The 20,664-nt window shown below is 72.2% G+C and carries 20 protein-coding genes; 13 read left to right on the forward strand and 7 right to left on the reverse strand.

All coding sequences use genetic code 11. The features are described 5' to 3' along the window. The first annotated feature begins 48 nt into the window (after window positions 1-48). Window positions 49-1,119: a tRNA 2-thiouridine(34) synthase MnmA gene (gene mnmA, locus ACFYSC_RS10825; RefSeq protein ID WP_389959678.1), complete on the forward strand. Its 1,071-nt coding sequence runs from the start codon at window positions 49-51 to the stop codon at window positions 1,117-1,119. Window positions 1,120-1,289: 170 nt separating this feature from the next. Here the strand turns inward: mnmA and ACFYSC_RS10830 are convergent, their stop codons facing one another. From ACFYSC_RS10830 to ACFYSC_RS10840, 3 genes are all read right to left on the reverse strand, one after another. After that, the gene (locus tag ACFYSC_RS10830) at window positions 1,290-1,931 is read right to left on the reverse strand and encodes an MBL fold metallo-hydrolase (RefSeq protein WP_389959680.1); all 642 of its coding nucleotides are present in this window, start codon (window positions 1,929-1,931) and stop codon (window positions 1,290-1,292) included. A 136-nt stretch (window positions 1,932-2,067) separates the two neighbouring features. Beyond that, window positions 2,068-3,180: a transglycosylase SLT domain-containing protein gene (locus ACFYSC_RS10835; protein ID WP_389959683.1), complete on the reverse strand. Its 1,113-nt coding sequence runs from the start codon at window positions 3,178-3,180 to the stop codon at window positions 2,068-2,070. Then, window positions 3,180-3,473: a hypothetical protein gene (locus tag ACFYSC_RS10840; protein WP_389959685.1), complete on the reverse strand. Its 294-nt coding sequence runs from the start codon at window positions 3,471-3,473 to the stop codon at window positions 3,180-3,182. Before ACFYSC_RS10840 ends, ACFYSC_RS10835 begins: the two co-directional genes overlap by 1 nt. Before the next feature lie 177 nt (window positions 3,474-3,650). Here ACFYSC_RS10840 and ACFYSC_RS10845 point away from each other — a divergent pair, with 177 nt between their 5' ends. The 4 genes from ACFYSC_RS10845 to ACFYSC_RS10860 all read left to right on the forward strand — a co-directional run bounded on the left by ACFYSC_RS10845 (window position 3,651) and on the right by ACFYSC_RS10860 (window position 4,916). After that, entirely contained in the window at window positions 3,651-3,797 is a 147-nt protein-coding gene (locus ACFYSC_RS10845) for a hypothetical protein (protein WP_389959688.1), read from the forward strand. 168 nt (window positions 3,798-3,965) lie between these two features. Next, window positions 3,966-4,370, forward strand: a complete 405-nt coding sequence (locus ACFYSC_RS10850) for a YbaB/EbfC family nucleoid-associated protein (RefSeq protein ID WP_362939059.1) — start codon at window positions 3,966-3,968, stop codon at window positions 4,368-4,370. After that, window positions 4,367-4,690, forward strand: coding sequence for a hypothetical protein (locus ACFYSC_RS10855; RefSeq protein WP_389959691.1), 324 nt, complete (start codon window positions 4,367-4,369; stop codon window positions 4,688-4,690). Before ACFYSC_RS10850 ends, ACFYSC_RS10855 begins: the two co-directional genes overlap by 4 nt. Window positions 4,691-4,754: 64 nt before the next feature. Beyond that, window positions 4,755-4,916 (forward strand): hypothetical protein, encoded by a 162-nt coding sequence (locus ACFYSC_RS10860; protein WP_389959695.1) that lies wholly within the window; start codon window positions 4,755-4,757, stop codon window positions 4,914-4,916. Window positions 4,917-4,999: 83 nt separating this feature from the next. Here the strand turns inward: ACFYSC_RS10860 and eccCa are convergent, their stop codons facing one another. Next, on the reverse strand, window positions 5,000-9,004 hold the full coding sequence (eccCa, locus tag ACFYSC_RS10865) for a type VII secretion protein EccCa (protein ID WP_389959697.1): 4,005 nt from the start codon (window positions 9,002-9,004) through the stop codon (window positions 5,000-5,002). A 155-nt stretch (window positions 9,005-9,159) separates the two neighbouring features. Between eccCa and eccD the strand changes: the two genes are divergently transcribed. Together eccD and ACFYSC_RS10875 are read left to right on the forward strand one after the other, a co-directional pair. Further along, a complete protein-coding gene (gene eccD, locus ACFYSC_RS10870) occupies window positions 9,160-10,605 on the forward strand; it encodes a type VII secretion integral membrane protein EccD (RefSeq protein WP_389959700.1) in 1,446 nt (481 codons plus the stop codon). A gap of 275 nt (window positions 10,606-10,880) precedes the next feature. Further along, on the forward strand, window positions 10,881-11,249 hold the full coding sequence (locus ACFYSC_RS10875; RefSeq protein ID WP_389959703.1) for a YbaB/EbfC family nucleoid-associated protein: 369 nt from the start codon (window positions 10,881-10,883) through the stop codon (window positions 11,247-11,249). 35 nt (window positions 11,250-11,284) lie between these two features. On the opposite strand, the gene ACFYSC_RS10880 is transcribed toward ACFYSC_RS10875, so the two are convergent. Further along, window positions 11,285-12,067: a hypothetical protein gene (locus ACFYSC_RS10880; protein ID WP_389959706.1), complete on the reverse strand. Its 783-nt coding sequence runs from the start codon at window positions 12,065-12,067 to the stop codon at window positions 11,285-11,287. A 6-nt stretch (window positions 12,068-12,073) separates the two neighbouring features. Continuing rightward, window positions 12,074-13,723, reverse strand: a complete 1,650-nt coding sequence (locus ACFYSC_RS10885) for a hypothetical protein (protein ID WP_389959708.1) — start codon at window positions 13,721-13,723, stop codon at window positions 12,074-12,076. Between the two features lie 355 nt (window positions 13,724-14,078). On the opposite strand from ACFYSC_RS10885, the gene ACFYSC_RS10890 reads away from it, so the two are divergent. The 6 genes from ACFYSC_RS10890 (at window position 14,079) to ACFYSC_RS10915 (ending at window position 19,045) form a co-directional block, all read left to right on the forward strand. Next, on the forward strand, window positions 14,079-14,402 hold the full coding sequence (locus tag ACFYSC_RS10890) for a WXG100 family type VII secretion target (protein ID WP_362939089.1): 324 nt from the start codon (window positions 14,079-14,081) through the stop codon (window positions 14,400-14,402). Between the two features lie 36 nt (window positions 14,403-14,438). Beyond that, window positions 14,439-14,753 (forward strand): WXG100 family type VII secretion target, encoded by a 315-nt coding sequence (locus ACFYSC_RS10895; RefSeq protein WP_362939092.1) that lies wholly within the window; start codon window positions 14,439-14,441, stop codon window positions 14,751-14,753. Between the two features lie 112 nt (window positions 14,754-14,865). After that, the gene (locus tag ACFYSC_RS10900; protein ID WP_389959712.1) at window positions 14,866-15,282 is read left to right on the forward strand and encodes a hypothetical protein; all 417 of its coding nucleotides are present in this window, start codon (window positions 14,866-14,868) and stop codon (window positions 15,280-15,282) included. A 38-nt stretch (window positions 15,283-15,320) separates the two neighbouring features. Continuing rightward, window positions 15,321-16,856, forward strand: a complete 1,536-nt coding sequence (locus tag ACFYSC_RS10905) for a WXG100 family type VII secretion target (RefSeq protein WP_389959715.1) — start codon at window positions 15,321-15,323, stop codon at window positions 16,854-16,856. Window positions 16,857-17,056: 200 nt separating this feature from the next. Continuing rightward, window positions 17,057-18,241 (forward strand): hypothetical protein, encoded by a 1,185-nt coding sequence (locus ACFYSC_RS10910; RefSeq protein WP_389959718.1) that lies wholly within the window; start codon window positions 17,057-17,059, stop codon window positions 18,239-18,241. A gap of 36 nt (window positions 18,242-18,277) precedes the next feature. Then, window positions 18,278-19,045 carry a hypothetical protein gene (locus ACFYSC_RS10915; RefSeq protein ID WP_389959720.1) on the forward strand — a complete coding sequence of 256 codons (768 nt, stop codon included), beginning with the start codon at window positions 18,278-18,280 and terminating at the stop codon, window positions 19,043-19,045. Between the two features lie 102 nt (window positions 19,046-19,147). Here the strand turns inward: ACFYSC_RS10915 and eccB are convergent, their stop codons facing one another. Further along, window positions 19,148-20,596 carry a type VII secretion protein EccB gene (eccB, locus tag ACFYSC_RS10920; protein WP_389959722.1) on the reverse strand — a complete coding sequence of 483 codons (1,449 nt, stop codon included), beginning with the start codon at window positions 20,594-20,596 and terminating at the stop codon, window positions 19,148-19,150. Window positions 20,597-20,664 lie beyond the last annotated feature (68 nt).

Consider the following 20,664-nt stretch of genomic DNA (forward strand, 5'->3'; position numbering starts at 1 on the left):
GGCCCGAGCTGACGGCGTACCCCGTCGCGACGGTACGCTCAAGGGGCTATGACACTTCGCGTGCTTGCCGCCATGTCCGGCGGCGTCGACTCCGCCGTGGCCGCCGCCCGCATCGCCGAGGCCGGCCACGACGTCACCGGGGTGCACCTGGCACTCTCGGCCAACCCGCAGTCCTACCGGACCGGCGCCCGCGGTTGCTGCACGGTCGAGGACTCCCGTGACGCCCGCCGGGCCGCCGACGTCATCGGCATCCCCTTCTACATCTGGGACATGGCCGAGCGCTTCCACCGCGACGTGGTGGAGGACTTCGTCAGCGAGTACGCCGCCGGCCGTACGCCCAACCCGTGCCTGCGGTGCAACGAGAAGATCAAGTTCGAGGCGGTCCTCACCCGGGCCCTCGCCCTCGGCTTCGACGCGGTGGCCACCGGCCACCACGCCCGGCTCGCCGACGGCGTGCTGAGCCGCAGCCCCGACGCGGCCAAGGACCAGTCCTACGTCCTCGGCGTCCTCACCAGGGACCAGCTCAGGCACGCGATCTTCCCGCTGGGCGACTCCACCAAGGCGCAGGTCCGCGAGGAGGCCGCCCGGCGCGGGCTCACCGTGGCCGACAAGCCCGACAGCCACGACATCTGCTTCATCGCCGACGGCGACACCCGGGGCTTCCTCGCCGACCGCCTCGGCGCGGCCCCCGGCCCGATCGTCGACGTCTCGGGCGAGGTCGTCGGCACCCACGAGGGCGCGTACGGCTTCACCGTCGGCCAGCGCAAGGGCCTGCGCGTCGACCGCCCGGCCCCCGACGGCCGGCCGCGCTACGTGCTGTCCATCGAGCCGGTCTCCAACACCGTCACGGTCGGCCCCCGCTCAGCCCTGGAGGTCACCGCCATCGTGGCCGTCCGGCCGGTCTGGAACGGCCCGGTCGCCGAGCCGCGCGAGCCGCTGGCCTGCACCGTCCAGCTCCGCGCGCACGGCGAGGTGTACGGCTGCCGCGCCCAGCTCTCCGGCGACGAGGTGCACATCACGCTCGACGCCCCGGCCACCGGGGTCGCGGCGGGCCAGGCGGCGGTGCTCTACGTGGGCGACACCGTGATCGGCTCGGCCACCATCGCCACCGCCGCGTGACCGTCCGCGCCGGCGGGCCCGTCCCGCCGGGGCGGGCCCGCGCCCGCGGTGCACGGCGGGCCTGTCCGGCCACGGAGGCCGTTTCCCCGATGACGTGACGGACCGCCCTCCAGGGGCGCCCGTTCACCGGAGCGCGGGCCGGCGCTCCGGCCTTCGGGCCGGGGAGGAGCTCAGGGCAGGGTGACGGACTCGCCCGGCTTGAGGCGTCGTATCTCGGCCTTCTGCTCCTCGCTCTCCCGTTCGAGCCAGCCGTCGACCAGGCGGAGCCCGACGTCGTTGAGCAGGCCGTCGTGGGTGGAGAAGGCGCGGGCCGGGCGGACGCGGCGCAGATACTCGATCGCCTCCGCCATCCTCATCCAGGGCGCGTTGGTCGGCACCAGGAGGGTGGGGACCTCCGCGCCGGGCGGGGTGAACGCGTCGCCGGGGTAGAAGACCTCCTCGTCGACCAGGAACCCGACATTGCGCACGGCCGGGATGTCGGGGTGGTTGGGGGCGTGCCACTCGCCGACCGCCCTCACCCCGAAACCGGCCGTGTCGAACGCGTCGCCGTGCCGTACGGTCCGGACCTCGGCGGGGAGGCCGGTCAGTGTGGCGGCCACCGCCTCGTTCGTCCAGATCTCCAGCGACGGGTCGGCCTCGGCCGCCCGGCGCAGCCGCTCGGCGTCGACGTGGTCGAAGTGCTCGTGGGTGATGAGCACGGCGCGCGCGCCCTCCAGCGCGGACTCCTCACTGAGGGTGCCGGGGTCGATGACCAGGGCCGAGCCGTCCTTCTCCAGACGGACGCACGCGTGCCCGAACTTCGTCAGCTTCATCGTCCCAGCCTAGCCACGGCCCCGGGACGCCACCCGCCCGCGTCCACCTGCCCCCGGGTACGGCGGGCACGCTGACGGCGCGCGCCGGCCGGGCACGCGGGCGAGAGCGCCGCCGGGTACGCGGGCCGTGGGGCGGTCAGTAGCCGACGTAGCCGCTGCCGGTCTTGCTGCCGACCACGCCGGGCACGTTGGAGACCGACCCGTACCGGCTGATGGCGTAGCGGACCCCGGCGATGATGTTGTCCACCGGGTTGTAGATGTCGCCGTGGCCCGGCAGCTTGTAGGAGTTGAAGGTCGGGTCGATGGTCTGCATCAGCCCCTTGGACGGATGTCCGGCGGCCGCGTTGGAGTCCCAGTTGTTGATCGCGTGCGGGTTCCCGCCTGACTCGTGCTGAATGATCATCCAGATGTCGTTGGGGTTCATCTTGCCGACCGGGACGCCCTGCTCCTTGAGGATCTCGATCGCCTGGTCGATCCACTCCTTGACCCTGCCCTCGGGGGCGGGACCGCCGCCGGGCGGGGGCGGGCCGCTGGGCCCGTAGCCGCCGAAGCCACCGCCGGACCCGTTGCCGCCGGCTCCGTTGCCGCCGGAACCGCCTCCGGGGCCGCCCCCGCCCGGTCCTCCCGCGGGGTGGTAGCCGACGGTCCGCTCCCAGTTCACGGTGTGGCCGGCTCCGGGGACGAACGGCTGGTCGCCGGGGTCGTCGATCGAGGTGAAGGTGATCTTCCGCTCGCCGAGGTACTTGTTGATCTCCTTCATGGCCTTGCTGACGGCTTTGTCGGCCTCGTCGACGTGGGGCTTGGCCTTCTCGGCGGCGGAGGAGGCCATCTGCGAGATGGTCGCCGAGGTTTCCCGCGGGGTGTCGCCGCGGCTGCTGCTGCGGTAGGCGGACACGTCGGTCAGGAGCGTGTCGGCGATCCTGCCGATCTTCGCCTTCGCGTCCTCCAGCGCGCCGGCGGCGTCGTCCAGGGAGTTCGCGCAGCTCGACACCGCGATGTCCAGCTCCTCGCCCGCTCTGCCGTACTTGCTCATGTAGGTGACGAAGCCGTCGGCGGAGGCGCCCTGCCAGGCGTCGTCCACGTTCCGTACGGCGGCGCCGAGGGCGCCGAGGTGCTCGTTCGTCTTCCCGCTGGCGCCGCGCCAGCGTTTCGCGACGGCGCGGATCGCCTCGGGGTCGCCGCTGACCTGGTCCAGGTAGCCGGCCAGTGTGCCGCCGCCGGGGAGCTGGCGGACCTGTTCCGAGCCCATCAGCGACCTCCTCCGGCCCGGTTCGCGCCGCGCACGTTGTCCTGCACCTGGTCGAGGGCCCGCTCCACGAGCCTGAGCTTCTTGGCGACGCGGCCGAGCTGGTCGTCGAGCGTCTTCTCGACCGTGTCGAGGGCTGTGGCGAGACCGGAGGAGTCGGTCAGCTTGCCGAAGACGGAGGAGTCGGCCGTCTTGGCCGGGTACTTGTCGCCGATCTCCTCGAACTTCCCGGCCAGCGTCCTCGCGGTCGTGCGGCACTGATCGAGCGCCTGGAAATGGATGTCGACGTCGGCCACCGAGCCCGGCCCCCCTCCCGTGTAGGAACAAAGCCACCGAATGCCGATCATAGGGGACATGGATCTTCCGGGGGCGGTGTCATGGGAAGCGCCGCCCGGCCTGACGGCGGCCGTCCGCGTTCCGGCGGGATGGGTCCGTCACCGCTTCATTCCCGGTTCGTCGATGAGGGCTCCCGTATGAGTGAGACGTCCGCGGGGAGCTTGAGTGTCTCCCCCGACCTCACACCCGAGGAGTTCGCCGTCCTCGACGAGATGCGGCGGGCCGCCGCCGCCGAGCGGGGACGGGGACTCCTGACCGCGCTCCGGTCCGCCGGCGGCATGTGATCCAGCCCGAGGTCCCGCCGCGGTCCTCGCGGTCCCGCGGCGTCCCGGCAGCGGGTCCGGCCAGAGGCATGACGGTTTTACTCGATTTAGCCGGACTGCGAATGGTATGTCTGGGTCTGTTGGGATTCCTGTGGCGTATGGTTTCCCTGATCCCGGGAGGTGAAGAGGATGAGCGACGAGTTCCGCAGGACCATGGAAGAGCTCGCCGAGGAGTACAACCGGCAGGCGACGCAGCTCCGCGAGACGTACGGCAAGCTCAACGAGCTGAACGTGACCGCGCGGTCCGACGACGGAATGGTGTCGGTGACGGTCGGTCCGCGGGGCCAGGTGCGGGACCTCACGCTCGACCCCCGCGTCTACCGCAAGCTGTCCCCCACGGAGCTGGCCCGGGCGATCATGGAACAGATCGGCGCGGCGACGGGTGCGGTGGCCGACCAGACGAAGGAGCTCATGGCTCCGTTCCTGCCGGAGGGCCTGCCGTACGAGGAGGTCTTCGGTGAGGGGGCGAGCTTCGAGTCGTTCCTCCCTCAGCCGGTGACGCTGTCGCCCGTGGAACCGGAGGGCCGTGGATGACGGCGTCCGGTGACGGCTACTACGCCGAGTGGGCGGACCTGCGTCGCAGGGCGTCGCAGTACGGCGAGGAGCGCGACTTCCTGCGCGAGCGGCGGGACGAGCTGTGGCAGGCGTTCCTGCGGGAGAGCCCCCCGCTGGGCGACGACCAGTACGGCGCGGAACTGGAGAAGCGGCTGCCCGGCATCATGGACGGGCTCTTCACGGCGTTCGACGCGTACATCGACGAGATCGGGGGCGTCCGGGAGCGGCTGAGCGCGGGCGCCGCGACGTACGAGGGAGCCGAAGGAGCGGGCACCCGCCCCTCCTCGCGCGACGTGTGACCTCCACTCGATGCCCGACGTCGACGGCGCAGTGTCCTTCGTTCTCCACGGGAACCCGCGGAGGGTGGGGATCGGTCATCACGTGCTCGACGCCGACCGGTTCGCCGAGCTCGTCCTCAACGAACCGGGCCCGCTGCCCGACGACGTGATCCCGCCCCCGAAATGGGAGCGGATCAGGTCGTGGTTCGGTGCGGGGCCGCCGGACGACCCCCGCCCCTCCGGCTGAGACGCCGCCGTCCCACGACGGCCGGTCACCTCCGGGGGCCGTCTCCCGCGGCTCGGGGAGACGGCCCCCGGAGGTCCCGCGTGTCAGTCCTCCACCGGCTCCTGCGGCGGCATGAACGCCGTCTGGACCAGCCGCGCGCCGAACTTGCGGTCGACGTAGTAGCCGCGGCCCGGCGGCAGCGGATGCGGGCGCACGTTGCCGAACAGGAAGCCCTCGTCCTTGTTGCCCGACAGGACGACCGCGGGGCTGGCCATGTCCTTGAGCCGCTGGACGATCGGGTCGAACATCGCCCGTCCCATGCCGCCCATCGCGCGGGACACGATCAGGTGCAACCCGATGTCGCGGGCCTGGGGCAGCAGCTCCGCCAGCGGCTGCAGCGGGTTGGACGAGGTCGCGACGAGATCGTAGTCGTCGACGACGATGTACAGGTCCGAACCCTGCCACCAGCTCCTGCTGCGGAGCTGCTCGGGCGTCAGGTCGGCCGGGGGGAGCCGTTTGAGCAGCGCGGCGCGCGCGTCGCCGATCAGGCCGGCCGCCGCCGCGCTGGAGGCGGCGTAGCCGATGCGGTGCTCGGTGGCGGCCGAGTCCAGCAGGGTCCGCCGGTAGTCGATCACGATCATCATGGCCTCGCGCGGCGTGCGCCGGGCGACCAGGCCCTCGGTGATCAGACGCAGCAGGTTGGACTTCCCGCTCTCAGTGTCGCCGACCACGATGAAGTGCGGGTCGGTGTCGAAGTCGAGCATGACGGGCGACAGGGTCGCCTCGTCGATGCCGATCGGGATCCGGCCGGGGCCGGTCTGCTCGATGCCGGGCAGGGTCTCGGACGGCAGCACCGGCGGCAGGAGTCGCACGCCGGGGGCGGGGAGGCCCTGCCAGGCCTCCCGGACCGCGTCGACGAGGGCGCGCACGCCGACCGTCAGGTCGTCGGCCTTGCGGACGCCGTCGATCCGCGGCAGCGCCCCCAGGAAGTGCAGGCCCTCCCGGGTGAGGCCGCGGCCCGGGGTGCCCTCGGGCACGGCCAGCGACGCCTTGCGGTTGACCTCGGACTCGTAGGCGTCGCCCAGTTTCAGCTCCACCCGGGTGCCGAACAGGTCGCGGATGCCGGGCCGGAACTCCGACCACTTGTTGGTGGCGGCCACGACGTGGATGCCGTACCCGAGACCGCGCGCGGCCAGGTCGGTGATGACCGGCTCCAGCGACTCGAAGTCCTGCCGGACGGTCAGCCAGCCGTCCACCACCAGGAAGACGTCACCGAACCGGTCGCCCTCGATCGTGCCGTCGGCCACCTGCCGCCGGTAGACGGCGATCGAGTCGATGCCCTGCTCGGCGAAGTCGCGTTCCCGCTGCTCCAGCAGGGTGGAGACCTCGGCCACCGTACGGCGGACCCGGTCGGTGTCCAGGCGGGTGGCGACGCCGCCCACGTGGGGCAGGCCCTCCAGCGAGCCGAGCGAGCCGCCGCCGAAGTCCAGGCAGTAGAACTGCACCTCGCGGGGGGTGTGCGTGAGCGCCATGCTGGTGACGAAGGTGCGCAGGATCGTGCTCTTGCCGCTCTGGGTGCCGCCGGCGACGCCGACGTGCCCGGCCGCGCCGGAGACGTCCAGCCAGAACGGGTCGCTGCGCTGCTCGAACGGCTTGTCGATGATGCCGATGACCGCGTGCAGCTGCCCCCGTCCCGCCCACCCGGTCGTGGTCAGGCCCAGCTCGGGAGTGACCGACAGCGGCGGCAGCAGGTGGGCGAGGGTCGGCGCGTCGGCCAGCGGGGGCAGCCAGATCCGGTGGGCGGGCGGCCCCTGGCCCCTCAGCCGCTCGACGACGATGTCCAGCAGGCTGCTGGAGTTGCCCTTGGCGGGGGAGCTCTCCGCGGGGGTCAGCTCCTTCTTGGGGGGTTCGGCCGGGACCGGCACCGGCGCGAACTCCGGCCCGTACTCCACGATCTCCCACGGCGCCGCGCCGCCGTCCGCGGAGGCCGCGCGGTGGGGGTCGGCCTGGTAGGCGCCCGACACGTAGGCGGCCTTGAACCGGGTCATCCCGGTGGTGTCGAACTTCAGGTAGCCGTTGCCCGGCGCGGGCGGCAGCTCGTAGGCGTCGGCGACGCCCAGCACGACCCGGCTCTCCATCGCCGAGAAGGTCCGCAGGCCCACCCGGTAGGACAGGTGGGTGTCCAGGCCGCGCAGCCGGCCCTCCTCCAGGCGCTGGGAGGCCAGCAGCAGGTGCACGCCGAGCGACCGGCCGAGCCGGCCGATCATCACGAACAGCTCGATGAACTCCGGCTTGGCGGTCAGCAGCTCGCTGAACTCGTCGATCACGACGAACAGCGTGGGCATCGGGCGCAGGTCGGCGCCCTGCTCGCGGGCGCGCTCGTAGTCGCGCAGGGAGGCGTAGTTGCCGGCCGCGCGCAGCAGCTCCTGGCGGCGGATCATCTCGCCGTGCAGGGCGTCGTACATGCGGTCGACCAGGGGGAGCTCGTCCTCCAGGTTGGTGATGACCGCCGAGACGTGGGAGAGCGTGTCCAGGCCCAGGAAGGTCGCGCCGCCCTTGAAGTCGACCAGGACGAAGTTCAGGATCTCCGAGGAGTGGGTGATCGCCAGGCCGAGGACCAGGGTGCGCAGCAGCTCGCTCTTGCCTGAGCCGGTGGCGCCGATGACCAGGCCGTGCGGCCCCATCCCGCCCTGCGCCGACTCCTTGATGTCCAGCTCGACCAGCCGGCCGTCCACGCCGAGGCCGATCGGCACCCGCAGCCGGTTGCGCCCGGCCCTGGGACGCCAGGTCACCCCCGCGTCGAGTCGTGCCGGGTCGCCGACGCCGAGCAGGTCGGTCAGCGAGGTGTTGACCGCCAGGACGTCCTGGGCCTCCCCGCCTCCCTTGGAGGTGGACGCGCGCAGCGGTGCGAGCTGCCGGGCCAGGCCCTCGGTCCGCAGGAAGTCCAGCCGGTCGGGGTCGCCGAGCCGGGTCGAGCTGCGTTTGCCCGCGTGGTCCACCTTGATCATGTGGAAGCCGTCCGGCTGGACGTCCAGCCGCAGCGTGCTCTTCTCCTCGATCACCCCCGCCGACCCCGACAGGTCGATCACGGTGACGCCCTGGATGGCGTCGGTGCCGAGCTGGGAGTCGTGCGGCACGTGCCCGCCGTCCAGGATCAGCACGTGGTACGGCAGGGCGTCGGCGGAGGCGCCGGGCCGGAACCGCGCCCGCTCCTTCAGCTCCCCGCCGACGAGCCGGTCCAGCTCGGCGAGGTTCTCGGCCATGAGCCGCACCGGGCCGGCGGCGTCGGTCTCCTCCGGGTGCAGGGCGTGCGGCAGCCACTTGACCCAGTCCCACTGGGCCATCCACTCCTTGCTCGCGCACACCATGATCCGCATGTCGTCGGGGGAGTGGAACACGGTGATCTGCGCGATCATCGCCCGCACCAGTTCGCGTACGGCCACCGGGTCGCCGGTGAGGTTGATCCGGGCGAAGGAGTGCAGGGCCACCGCGACGGGCAGCCCGGCGACCGTCGAGTGCGCCCGGACGAACCTGCGCAGCGCGCCGGAGGTCAGCGCGTCCAGGTCCTCGACCGGCCGGGAGTCCGGCGGGACGAGCTGGATGGCGAGCTTCTGGACGCCGGTGCCGAGCCGTACGGTGCCGAAGTCGTCGTCGCGGGGGCGGCGCTCCCACAGCCGCTGGCTCATCGCGACCCACCACAGCGACTCGGGGTCGGGGCCGCTCCACTCCAGCGCCTCGCGCTGCTGGACCGCCGCCCGCCGCGCCCGCTTGCGGATCTGCGACAGATAGCGGAAGTAGTCGCGGCGCAGGCCGTTCAGCCGCTGCCGGCGTTCCCCGGACTGGCGGCCGAGCTGCCCCATCGTCATGCCGAGCATGGAGACGCCGAACAGGCCGCTGGCCACGTACATGATCGGGTTGGCGTTGCCGCCCGCGGTGAACATCAGGCCCATCGCGGCCGCGCCGGCCACCATCGGGAGGTAGGTCAGCACGGCCATCATGCCCTGCGACTGCACCTCGGGGACCTCGGGCGGCGATTCGAGCAGGATCTCGCCGCGCGGTGGCTTGGGCGGGGGCCGGCGCTCGGGGCGCCGTACGACGACGATGCTCACCCTGCGGATGCCTTCCTGGTTGTTCTCAGCCGTCCGCGGCGCCGTCCGTCCGGCGCCGTTCGGGTACGGCCATCGCACATGATCCCTCTTCTCAGCGCTACCGTATCCGGCATATCCCTGATGTCCGTGATGGATGTGGGAAAAGGAGGACAACTGTGAGGTCGCTGGCCCAGCCGCCCGTCCCGGTCCCGGCGCCGCAGGGCGCGCTCGCCCAGTTCGCCGCGCCGCTCCCCGCCCTGTGCCACGTCACGATCGTCGGACCCCGCAAGAAGGCCGACCTGGCGCTGCCCGCCGACATCCCGCTCCCGCACGTGCTGCCCGGCCTGCTGCGCGCGATGGGCGAGATCGGGGGAGAGGCGGCGGCGGCCCCCGGGTGGGTGCTCCAGCGCCCCGGCGGACCGCCCCTCGACGTCGCCCAGAGCCTGGGGGCGCTCGGCGTGCTCGACGGCGAGGTGCTCTACCTGCGGCCGCGCGAGGCTGCGGCGCCCCCCGCCATGTTCGACGACGTGGCCGACGTGGTCGCCACCGGCGTCAAGGAGAGCGCCGGCAACTGGACCTCCTCGCACACCCGCCTGGCCGGGGTGAGCTCGGCCCTGGCCCTGCTGGCCGCCGGGGCGGTGACGCTGGTGTTCGCCGGACCGCCGTGGACGGCCTCCGCCGTGGTCGCCGGGGTGATCGCCCTGCTGCTGGTCGTGGCCGGGGCCCTGGTGTCCCGGGTGGTGGGCGACTCCTTCGCGGGCGCGCTGGTCGGCCACGCGGCCCTGCCGTACGGCTTCATCGCCGGGCTGCTGGCGCCCGCCGGGAACGGCGGGCTGACCGGGCTGGGGGCGGCACACCTGCTCGCCGCGTTCGCCACCGTCGGCCTCGTGGCGACGGTGGCGTTGATCGCGATCTCCGACGGCGTGCAGGGGTTCCTCGGCACGGCCATCGCCGCGATGGCCGGGGCGGTGAGCTCCGGCGTCGTGATGGTCTCGGACGCCTCCCCGGCCGGGGTCGCCGCGGTGACGCTCACGGTGCTGCTGGCGTTCAGCTCCCTGATCCCGACGGTGGCGTTCCGGGCCGCCGGCATGCCGATGCCCTCGATGCCCACCAACGCCGAGGAACTGCGTGGCGACAACCAGCGGGTCGACGGGCCGTCGGTCCGGGAGCGCACGCTCCGGGCGCAGTCCTACGCCACCGGCATGGTCGCCGGGCTCGGGATGGTCGCCCTGGGGGCGGAGCTCTACCTGGCGCTGGTGAACGACTGGGTCGCCATGACGGCGACGGTGACGCTGGCGCTGACCCTGCTGCTGCGCTCGCGGGTCTTCCGTGGGCTCGGCCAGCGGCTCTGGCTGGTCACGGCGGGCCTCGCCGGCCTCGTCTTCTTCGCGCTCGCCCGGGTCGCCGGCGCGGGCGGGGTGGCGGCGATCATCGCGGTGATGGGGCTGATGTGCGCGGCGGCGGTCGCGGCGGGGATGGGGCTGTGGCTGCGTCAGGGCAAGCCGTCCCCGTTCTGGGGGCGGGCCGGGGACATCCTGGAGATCCTGCTGATCATCACGCTGTTCCCACTGGCCCTCGGCGTACTGGACGTCTACGCCTGGGTGCGCGGCCTGGCCGGCTGAACCGGGGCGGCTCCGTTCCCGGGAGCGCCTCCGTTCCCGGGAACGCCTGCGGTTCCCGCGGCGGGTGCGAAGCGGCGGCGTGGGCGGAATGTCGCCGAGTGGATTGCGGAGGTGTGATCAGGTGCGGTTAGCTTTCCGCGGAAACGGACCTTTGTAGCAGTCCGGATGAGTGAGTGCGGGGCAAGAGGGGACGACCGATGACGGCGGAGTTCGGGGATTTCGCGAACATTGATGTTGACAAGCTTCTGAATGGGGCCGACAGCCAGTTCGCCCGGATGGAAGAGCTCCAGAAGTCCCTGGCGACGCTGGTCGGCCGCGCCCAGGACGAGGACGGCCTGGTCATCGTGGAGTACGCCGCCGAGGGGTTGCAGGAGCTCCAGCTCCACCCCAAGGCGATGCGGCTCAGCTCCGGCGAGCTGGCCGAGCGGATCAAGGAGGTCCTGCACGCCGCCACGCGGGACCTCCAGGACCAGGTCAACGCCGCCATGGCCGAGGCGTTCGGCGAGGACGACAACCCGATGCGGTTCGTCCAGGACCCGGATGCGGCGCTCCAGCAGCTCAAGAGCGCCGAGGCGGCCTACAACCGGACGTTCGAGGACGTCATGGGCGAGCTCGACCGCATCCGCCGCCGTCTGGACCTCTGACCGGACCGGTGCCGCTCCGGGGCGCGGGCGGCGGATCAGGCCTCCGGCATTCCCGGAATCTTCGGCATGCCCGATGCCCCGGGCATGCCGGACGCCCCCGGCATCCCCTTGGTGGACACGGGAAGGCCCTCGATCGTCACCTGCTCGAAGGCGGGGATGTCGCCGTTGGTCGGGGTCGTCGCCGTGGACAGTTTCTGCTGGGTGGACTGGGAGAAGAACTGGCCGGCCATCACGGCGATCGTCGCGGCGGTTCCCAGGACCATGAGGTTCTTCCTCGCCATGTTCTTCAGGCCTATCTGGAAGGCGTTGGCGTACGTGATCCCGGCGGTCTGGGTCGCCAGGGAGACGGCCTGCCCGACGACGGGGATGAACTTCCCGGCCATCGCCGCGAGGGCGAGCCCGAACAGGACCTGGGCTCCGAGCGTCGAGACGATCGCCCCGGCGTACGACATCTTCGCGGCTCCGTCCATGCAGCCCCCGACGGAGTCGTTCATCTGCTTGCACTTGTCCAGCTCGGCGCAGAACTTCTTGTAGGCCGCGTCGAACTCCTCGCGGCCCATCTTCTTCCACTCGTCGTCCGACACGGCTTTCGCCGCCTTGTCGATGGCGGCCTTCGTGTTTTCGATGTGCGGGTTCAGGCCCTTCCACCCGTCCCCGCACCCCTGGATGTCGCTCGGGCTGGAGTACAGGACGCCGATCGCCGCCGCGGCCGTCCGGCTGGCGTAGGTGAACATCGGGCTGTTGGGGATCGCGGCGCTGGCCACGCACAGGGCGAGCGCCGTCGTGTAGAGGCCCGTCCCAGCGCTGTAGGCGTCCATGTCCGCTCAGGCTCCCTTGAGTGTGTTGGCGTCCTCGGCGGCCTTGATGACCGTCGATCCCTCTTTCAGCTGCCCGCTCATCGTGGTGTTCAGGTGCGTCCTGGCCGACTCCAGGTATCTGACCATGTTGTCGCGGGTTCCGTTGTGCGCGGAGTTGAGCCCCATCAGGCCGAGCACGCCCAGTCCGGGGAAGCCGCCCAGGTCGATGCCGGTGGCGTTGGAGTGGGCGGTGGCGGCCTCTCCGCCCTCGTCGCCGATGGCCTTGAGCCTGCCGCTGAGCTTGGTCAGCGAGCCGGTGTCGGCCTTGCGCCATTGGTCGCCCACGCCGTTCGTGGCGAGGTACTGCTCGCGCTGCTGGGCCGCCTGCTTCTTCTGCTCCTCGGCGGCTTTCTTCTTCTGCTCTGCCAGGTTCGGGCCGCCGGCACCGCCGCCGGGTGATCCACCCGGCCCCGCGCCGCCTCCGGGCAGGCCGCCCCCGGGCATCCCGCCACCGCCCGGGTCCCCGCCGCCGGGTGATCCGCCCGGCACCGCCGGGGTCTCCGCCCCCGGCGTCCCGGATCCGGGAGTCTCGGCGCCGGGGGCGCCCGTGCCGGGCAGCGAGGCTCCCGGCAGCTCCGCGCTCGGGGTCTCCGGCTGGCCCGGGAGCGTGGGATCCGCCGGGTTCTCCGGGGTGGGAGGGGCGGAGGAGTCGGCCGGGTTCCCGGTGCCGGGGTCGCCCGGGGTCTGCGGGGTGCCGGGCTCGATGGGGACGGTCGGATCACCGGCCCCCGGACCGCCCTGGTCACCGGTGCCGGAGCCGCCCTGGTCACCGGTCCCCGGGCCGCCGGTGTCGCCCGTTCCGGAGCCGCCCTGGTCACCCGTCCCGGAACCGTCGGAGCCGCCGGGGTTTCCCTGGTCGCCCTGGTTTCCGGAGTCTCCGGGGTTCCCCTGGTCGCCGGAGCCGCCCCCCTCGCCGGAGTCCGACCGGCCGTCGGCCGCCGGCGGATTCGGGTCCTCGGTCACGTCGCCGTTCGGGTCGTCGGGGTAGATCTCCCCGTCCGGCCCGTCCGGGTCGTCGGAGCCGCCTCCGTCGCCGGATCCGGCGGCGTCGTCGTCCGGTCCGCTCGGCTCGACGTATCCGGGCTCGTCGCCGGATCCGCCGTCCCCGGTGTCGCCCGGGTCGTGAGCCTCGCCCTCGGGGACCTCGGCGCCGCCGTCCGGGGTGTCGGATCCGTCGGCACCGGAGTCGTCGCCGGAACCGCGCGGGTCGTCCGCGTCCGTACCGCCGTCGTTCACGGTTCCGCTGTCATCCACGGTCCCGCCGTCGTTCGCCGTCCCCCCTGTACCGGTACCGTCACCGGCTCCCGCGCCGCCGCGGCCGGCCTCGCCGTACGGGTCCGTGATGATCTCCTGCTTGGCGCCGTCGGCGGGGGATCCGCCGGGTGCGACGCCGCCTGTTCCGGAAGCGTCGGCGCCGAGGGCGGACGACGCGGGGGCCGTGGCCAGGTCGATCGGGCCCTCGTAGCCGGTGATGCCGGAGAAGCCGGACTCCGCGGACGGTTGCGCCGCTCCCGCGCCGTCGTCGGCGGGGCGGATGATCTCCACCGGGCCGGTGGTGGGCGGAGCCGAAGTCTCGCCCCAGTTGAGCAGGCGTTCGATGTCAGGACCCTCGGCCACCTTCACCCTCCCGTCACGGCACGCAGTGATCGCCAACAGTAGCCCACCTGCGTTTGGACGGTACAGAAGTGGATGAAGCATCAACTATTCACCCAGGAGGCGATCGGCGCCGCCGGGCGGTCATTAACGGTATAAATGCCCTTTGACCTGGGCGTTTGTTTCGAAGACGTAGAAATGTTATGAGGCCGTAATATATTCGCGAGTTATTTGTGGGGCTCTAGATCGCTAGCATGCCATTCGATGATGTTCGCGGGGGTAGTTCCTTTTGTCGCTCTGTGTGACCAATGCGCCACGGGGCCGGCGCGAGGACGCGGCGCCGTGACGAAGAGGTAGCCCCATGTCACGGAGGTGACCGGTGGATTTTTACGGTGCGAGCCCAGAGAAGATCAACTTGGGTGCGACCCAGGTCGTCGACACCGCGCAGTTCGTCGAGGGTCTGCGCAGGGGCGTCGCGACCACGACCCAGGAGCTCACGGCCTCGGGCTGGCTCGGTGCGGCGGCCGTCAAGTTCCAGCAGGCCATGACCAAGTGGGACGAGCAGGCTCTCATCATCCGGCGTGACCTGGAGGACATCGCCGACCGGATGGGCCAGAACGCCGTCACCTACAGCGGGGCCGACCAGGATGTGCAGTCCGGTATGAACCGGGTCGACTCGCTCATCAACCTTCCCCCCCGGTAGCGCGTCCCCGTACACGGTCAGAATAAGGAGAGTCGAATGTCCAGCAACGCGGGTGACTACACCAAGGTCGACTTCGGCCACATGGAGCGGGTCCAGGAGCAGCTCCTCAAGGTCGTCACCGACATGGACAAGGCCACCGACGACCTGGTCACCAAGCTCCGGCAGACCCTGGGCGAGCAGGCCTGGTCCGGTGGGGCCTCGCAGTTCTTCGAGGAGCACCGGGCCAAGTGGGACCGGGCGGAGCAGGAGATGGGCCGTCAGCTCCACGAGGCCGCGGTGGCCCTCGGCGTCGCCAACGACAACTACCGGGCCGCCGAGGCGCGCAACAAGGCGATCTGGTCCAGCCACTGACGCGACCGGCACACCGGTCTCCGCCCGGTCACCGCGGCGGCGGTGACCGGGACAGTCCGTCTCCGGTCGCGGGCACGCGGCCCGCGACCCGGCCTCTCCACAAGGGGTGATCATGACCAGCAAGGACGCCATGGACGGCGGCAACGACCGCGCGCTCTGGGTCGACCCCAACTGGCCCGGTCTGGACGGCTCTCCCGGCGCGGAGTTCAGCGCTTCCAAGATGCGGGCGATCGCCAGCGATCTGGAGGAGTACGCCCGGATGCTCAAGGGCCCGGCCTACTCCGAGGGCTACACCACGGGGACGGTGCAGGGCGTCAGCGAGAACGGTGAGCTGACCTCCAAGGAGATCGGCTCCTGGAGCGCGGCGCAGGCCTTCGCCCACACGGTCGGCAAGTCCAGTGGCGACGAGGGCGCACAGGCCCTGTGGAAGGTGTACGGCCTCCTGGCCCAGCGGCTGGACGAGGCCATCAAGGCGATCAGGGCGAACGCCGACGAGTACGACGGGGCCCGCCACGCCAACGGCGGCTGAGGCGGGACACGGGGCATAAGCGGGCAGGGGAAGGTGCTGTGGGAAGCGAAACCAAGGTTCTGCTGATCCGGTCCTATAGCGCGGTTCCGGACGCGGGGACGGTCTCCGCAGGCAAGAGCGAGATCCAGAGGCTGCTGAACGACACCTCCGCGACCGCCGTCAACGACGCGGGGTTCGCCTATGGGAAGGCCGCCGGCACCATCGACACCGTCTGCGGCGCCCTGCAGCGCAACGCGGCCGAGCTGTCGCGGGTGTGGGGCGGGGACGCGGCCAAGGAGGTGCAGAAGGCGCTGCAGATGCTGCACGCCACCGGCGCCGAGCTGTCCTCGAAGATGAACCAGATGTCCACCACCCTGCGGCTCTACGGCGGCGAGTACCTCCCCCAGGCCATCGCGAAGATCGAGAAGATCCCCGACCCGAAGCTGCCGACCCCCACCCCGGGTCCCTCCCCGAGTCCCGGGGGGACGCCCCGCGCGACCTCGTCGCCGTCGCCGACCGCCACCCCCACCCCGACGACCACGCCCGCTCCCGGCACGACTCCCTCCGGGGAGACGATCCTGACGCCGGAGGAGGCCGACCGGGCGGCGCGCGAGGTGCTGAAGGAGCTCAACGAGAAGATCGTCGACCTCTACACCTCGTACGTCCCCCCGCACGTGTCGTACGAGCTGCCGGTCGTGGAACTGCCGGGCGGGCCCGGCGACTACCGGACCACCCGCTACTCGGACGGCTCGCCGAACAACGGATCGATCTTCTCCGGGAACGGCTCGGGCGGCGGGTACGACCCGAGCGGTTCCTCGTGGCCCGGGGGGTCCGGCGGTTCGGGTTCCTCCGGTTCGGGTTCCGGTTCCCACGGTTCCGGCGGCTCGGGCTCTGACGCCTCGGGTTCGGGCGGCAACGGAGGGAACGGCGGCAACGGGACGAACGGCGGCGGCTCCGGTTCCGGCGGTTCGGGCACGGACGGCTCCGGTGGCGCCGGCACGGACGGTTCCGGCTCCCACGCGCCCGGCGACACGGGGACGAACGCCCCGGGTGCGAACGACCCGGGCGGGAACGGCGCCGGCGCGAACGGGCCCGGGGCGAACGGCACCGGCCGGGACGGCGACGGCACCGTGCCGTCCGTGATCGGCGGGGAGAACGGCTCCCGGTACGACCGCACCACCGAGATGGCGAACTTCAACCCGCAGACGCCCCCGAACACCGTCTCGCCGTACAACTCGTTCGGGCACCCCAACCCGGTGATCGGCAACACCGTGACCCCGAACCCGAACGTGACCGCCTTCCCCAACGTCACGACCAACGTCCCGCCGATCCTCGGCGGCCCCGGCACCGGAAACGGCCCGGGGAGCGGGTTCGGCCCCGGGAACGGCTCCGGCTGGGGCTCGAACCCGAACGGAGTGACCTCCGCCGTGCTGTCCCGGGGCACGACGGGCGGCCCCGGGATGATCCCGCCCTTCATGGGCGGCGGCGCCGGAGCCGAGGGGGAGCAGGAGGAGCGGAGCTCCGGCATCCCCATCTCGGAGGTCGACGACGTCTGGGGCTCCGCCGAAGGCGGGGGGCCCTCGCTGCTCTGCTGAGGCGTCGCCGTCCGCCGTGATCCGGCCCTGGAGACCACCGCCCTGACGGCGGCCGCGGACGCCGCCGGAGCCCGTCTGGCGGCGCAGGCGGGCAGCGGGCCGTACGGCGGGCACCGAAGATCCGACGCGGGTAGGGTGATCGCTTACCCGGAGGTTCCGGGGAGACCATCCGGAAAGCCGCACGGAAGAGGACGGTGGTCATGGCCGATAACGGTGAGAAGGCCGCGCGCGGCGGCGCCCCCCGGGAGGTCGGCTTCACCGAGGGCAAGGTGAAGGAGCTGGGCGGCTCCATGGGGCAGCACGTCCAGCCTCTCAAGGACCTCTCCACCCGGACCAAGGGCTTCACCTTCGACTGGCCCGGCTGCGGCGTGCTGGGCATCGGCATCGACAGCGCCCACTCGCAGGCGTGCAACGAGGGCGCGACGGCGCTCGACGCCGCCGCGGCGACGCTGGAGTCGTGGCAGCACTCCCTGGCCGAATCGGACAAGTTCTACAAGGACGCCGACGAGCACAGCAAGATCAAGGACCCCGGCGGGGGCGGCAAGGACAAGGACCCCGGCCCGGGATCCCCCTCCGGCCGGCCCGACATCGAATCCCTGCTGAACGGCTCGCCCTCCGGTGGCTCTCCCACCGGCCCCGGGTCGATGGGGCCGGGCGGCGGACTGCCGGGCGGCGGGCTGCCCGCGCCGCACCTGAACGGCGGGCTGCCGGGCCCCGGCTCCGGTGTTCCCGGTCTGGACGGCGTCCCGCCCGGAACGGATCCGTCGAAGGCCGGCCCCGGCGCCCCCGGGACGAACATGCCCGGCGCCGACCTTCCCCGTCCGCACATCCCCGACCCGAACACGACCGTCCCGAACGTGCCCGTCCCGAACACGTCTACTCCGAACGTGCCCACGCCGAACGTGCCGGACCTCAACGGCGCGCTCCCCGGCCGCGACCAGGTCGACCCCTCCCGCTACACCCCGAACACCACGCATCTGGCGGGCTACGACCCGAACGACCTGCTCGCCCAGCAGGCCCGGCAGGCCCAGCAGCTCCAGAACGCGGTGCCGCCGAACTGGCCGGGCGACCAGGGAGGGCAGGGCCAGCCCCCCGGCAACTCCCAGGAGAACCAGAACAACCAGGGGAACCAGGGCAACCAGAACCGCGGCAGCCAGGGCGGCGGTTACGGCGGGAGTTCCCTGTCGCAGGCGGTGCGTCCCAGCGTGACCGGAGCGCCCGGCGCACCGGGCATGGGCGGCATGCCGATGATGCCTCCCATGGGAGGCGGCGCACCCGGCGGCAAGGACGAGGAGAGGGAGCCCTCGGGGCTGCTGCGCGGGAGCGAGCAGGACTGGGAGGACGACATGGACATCGCCCCCTCGGTCATCAGTCACGAGGCGTGACGGTGAGAGTCGGCAGGGCGGAAGAAGGAGCGCCTCGTGGCGTATGAGAACGACGTCCGGTTGTTCACGGCGTCCGTGGCGGCGACGGTCGTCGCCGCCGGGCTGATCAGGAGCAAGCAGGCGCTGGCCGTCCCCGTCGCGCTCGGCCTCCTGGTCTCCAACCCCGGCAGCATGAAGAAGGCCGCCGAGGGCTGGCGCGACCAGGGCAAGGAGGGCTCGCCGGAGAACCTCGACCGGATCGTGGCCGACATCAAGAACCTGAAGAAACAGGTCAAGGAGAACAAGCACTGGGAGGGCGAGGCCGCGGAGACCTTCAACACCGCCGCGGACTCCTTCCTCGCGGCGCTGGACGACAACAAGAGGTACCGCCACGCCGCGGGCGAGTGCGCCGACCAGACCGGGAACGCCTACCACGCCGCGGCCGTGTTCGCCGGCAACGTCGCCGCGGTGATGCTCGGGCTCGGGGTGGCCTTCCAGGCCGCCAGGCTCCTCCCCCCGGTCCTGATGGCGACCGTGCAGTTCGCGATCCTCCAGATCGTCGGCAAGATCAACGCCGTGGTCAACGCCGTGGTCAAGCGGAAGATGGTGCTCGCGACCGCCGCCGCCTCCATCTTCGCCGCGGTCAACTCTCTGCAGAGCAGCCACCGGGCGCTGTTCTTCGGCATGAAGACCGCTCCCGGCCAGGCCCCGGACTTCACCCAGGCGGGCCTGCAGTACCAGAAGGGGCTCGGCCTCACCCCGAAGCCGGGACAGGGGAGCCCGCCCGGCGGCACGCCCCCGCTGCCGACCGGCGCCGAGGTCTGACCGCCCTCCGGGTCCCCCTTGCCGCCGCCCGCCCCGGGCGTCCCGGTCCGGAGGACCGCGACGCCCGGAAGCACGTTCGGAAGGCCGGGGCGGACGCCGTGCTCACTGCTGCGGCGGGGCCGTCACCGGCGGGGCGGCCTGGATCGGGTTCCTGGCCGCCTCCGGGTCGAGCGCAGGCCCCTCGGGGATGAGGTGCAGCAGGTGGGCCGGCAGCGGCGCGATGTTCTGCTGGCCGTACCCGAGGTTGGGCAGCAGGTCGGCGGACGGGATCGCGTGCCGGCGTCCCTGGTCGCCGATGAGGTAGAGCGGCCCGACGGCGTCCAGCCTCCCCTCCCCGGGCAGGACGCCCACCAGGGCGGCCGAGCCGGGGGTGAGCAGCACCTGGTCGGCCAGCTCCTGGTTGAACCAGCCCTTCGGCGGCTGCGGGATGGGCTTGGCGGCGCCCGTCGTCAGCACCGCCCGGGTCGATCCCTTCTCGGTGCCGGAGTAGACGGCGCAGAGCGGGGTCGAGCCGGACACCGTGGTGATCTTGGGCATGGCCGAGGGCAGGTCGGAGGTGCCGAGATCGGTGGCGGACGCCTTCGTCGCGTTCACCGTCGCGGCGTCCAGCTCGATCGGCCGGGCGGACGCGCCGCGGTACGCCTTCTGCTTGATGACCGGGCTCTGCAGCAGCAGGGCGGCCTGCGCCGGGGTGAGGGACGCCAGGCCGTCGGGGAGCAGGACGTACCAGCGGACGGTCATGCCGGCCACCGGCGGCACCGTGAACACCGTGCCGGCCCGGTAGCGCTTCCCGTCCGGCCCGGCCACGGCGCGGCCGAGGCCGGGGATGTCCGGGCCGCGGAAGGCGGGCCCCTCGGGCAGCGCGTTGAGCCAGGCCGCCGGGACCTGCCGGGGCCGCCCGGGGGTCATCGTCCGCACCGCCTCTGCCGGGACCCGCATCCGCCGGTTCGACCAGAGCATCCAGGCCTGGCCGCCCTCCTCCACGACCACGGCCGAACCCTGTTCGATCGGGGCGCCGCCGACGTCGATGCCGCCGAGCAGCGTGGTGTACGGCCTGCGCTCGTTGCCGGTGTCCACGCCGTCGGCCACGCACGCCGTCCAGGGGCCTCGGACCAGGCGGTCGGGGGCGGGCAGCGACTTGGGGGCGCCGATGATGCCGACCATCGCGTCGCGCCGGAACTTCGCGAGCGAGGCCGCGCTGACCGCGCGGACCTTCACCTGCTGCTCGCCGAGCAGCAGCCGGGCGGAGGTCACGTTGTCGACCGGGATCAGCTTCTCCTTGGGGGCGCTGTAGACGAAGACCGCGCCCGACTCCTCCTCCACGAGCACCGTCCCGGGGGCGGTGAGCGCGGTCGCGCTGCCGGGCCGGAGCAGCCCCAGGATGCCGAAGATCGCCGCCACGACCACCGCGACCAGCGCGGAGCCGAACATGGCCACGTTGTGCCGGCGCGTGGGCGTCTCCGGCAGGTCCGGCTCGCCCTGGAGCAGGGCCATGCTCAGGCGCTGGGTCATCAGCTTGTACGCCTGGTAGAGATCACGACGGGTCTGCATTCCACCTCCGCGTCGCGGTGTGACGGTAGCCGACAGCATAGAAGCGCGATCAGGTGCACGGCATCACC

This window comes from Streptosporangium sp. NPDC004379 (genome assembly GCF_042873875.1).
GTDB lineage: Bacteria > Actinomycetota > Actinomycetes > Streptosporangiales > Streptosporangiaceae > Streptosporangium.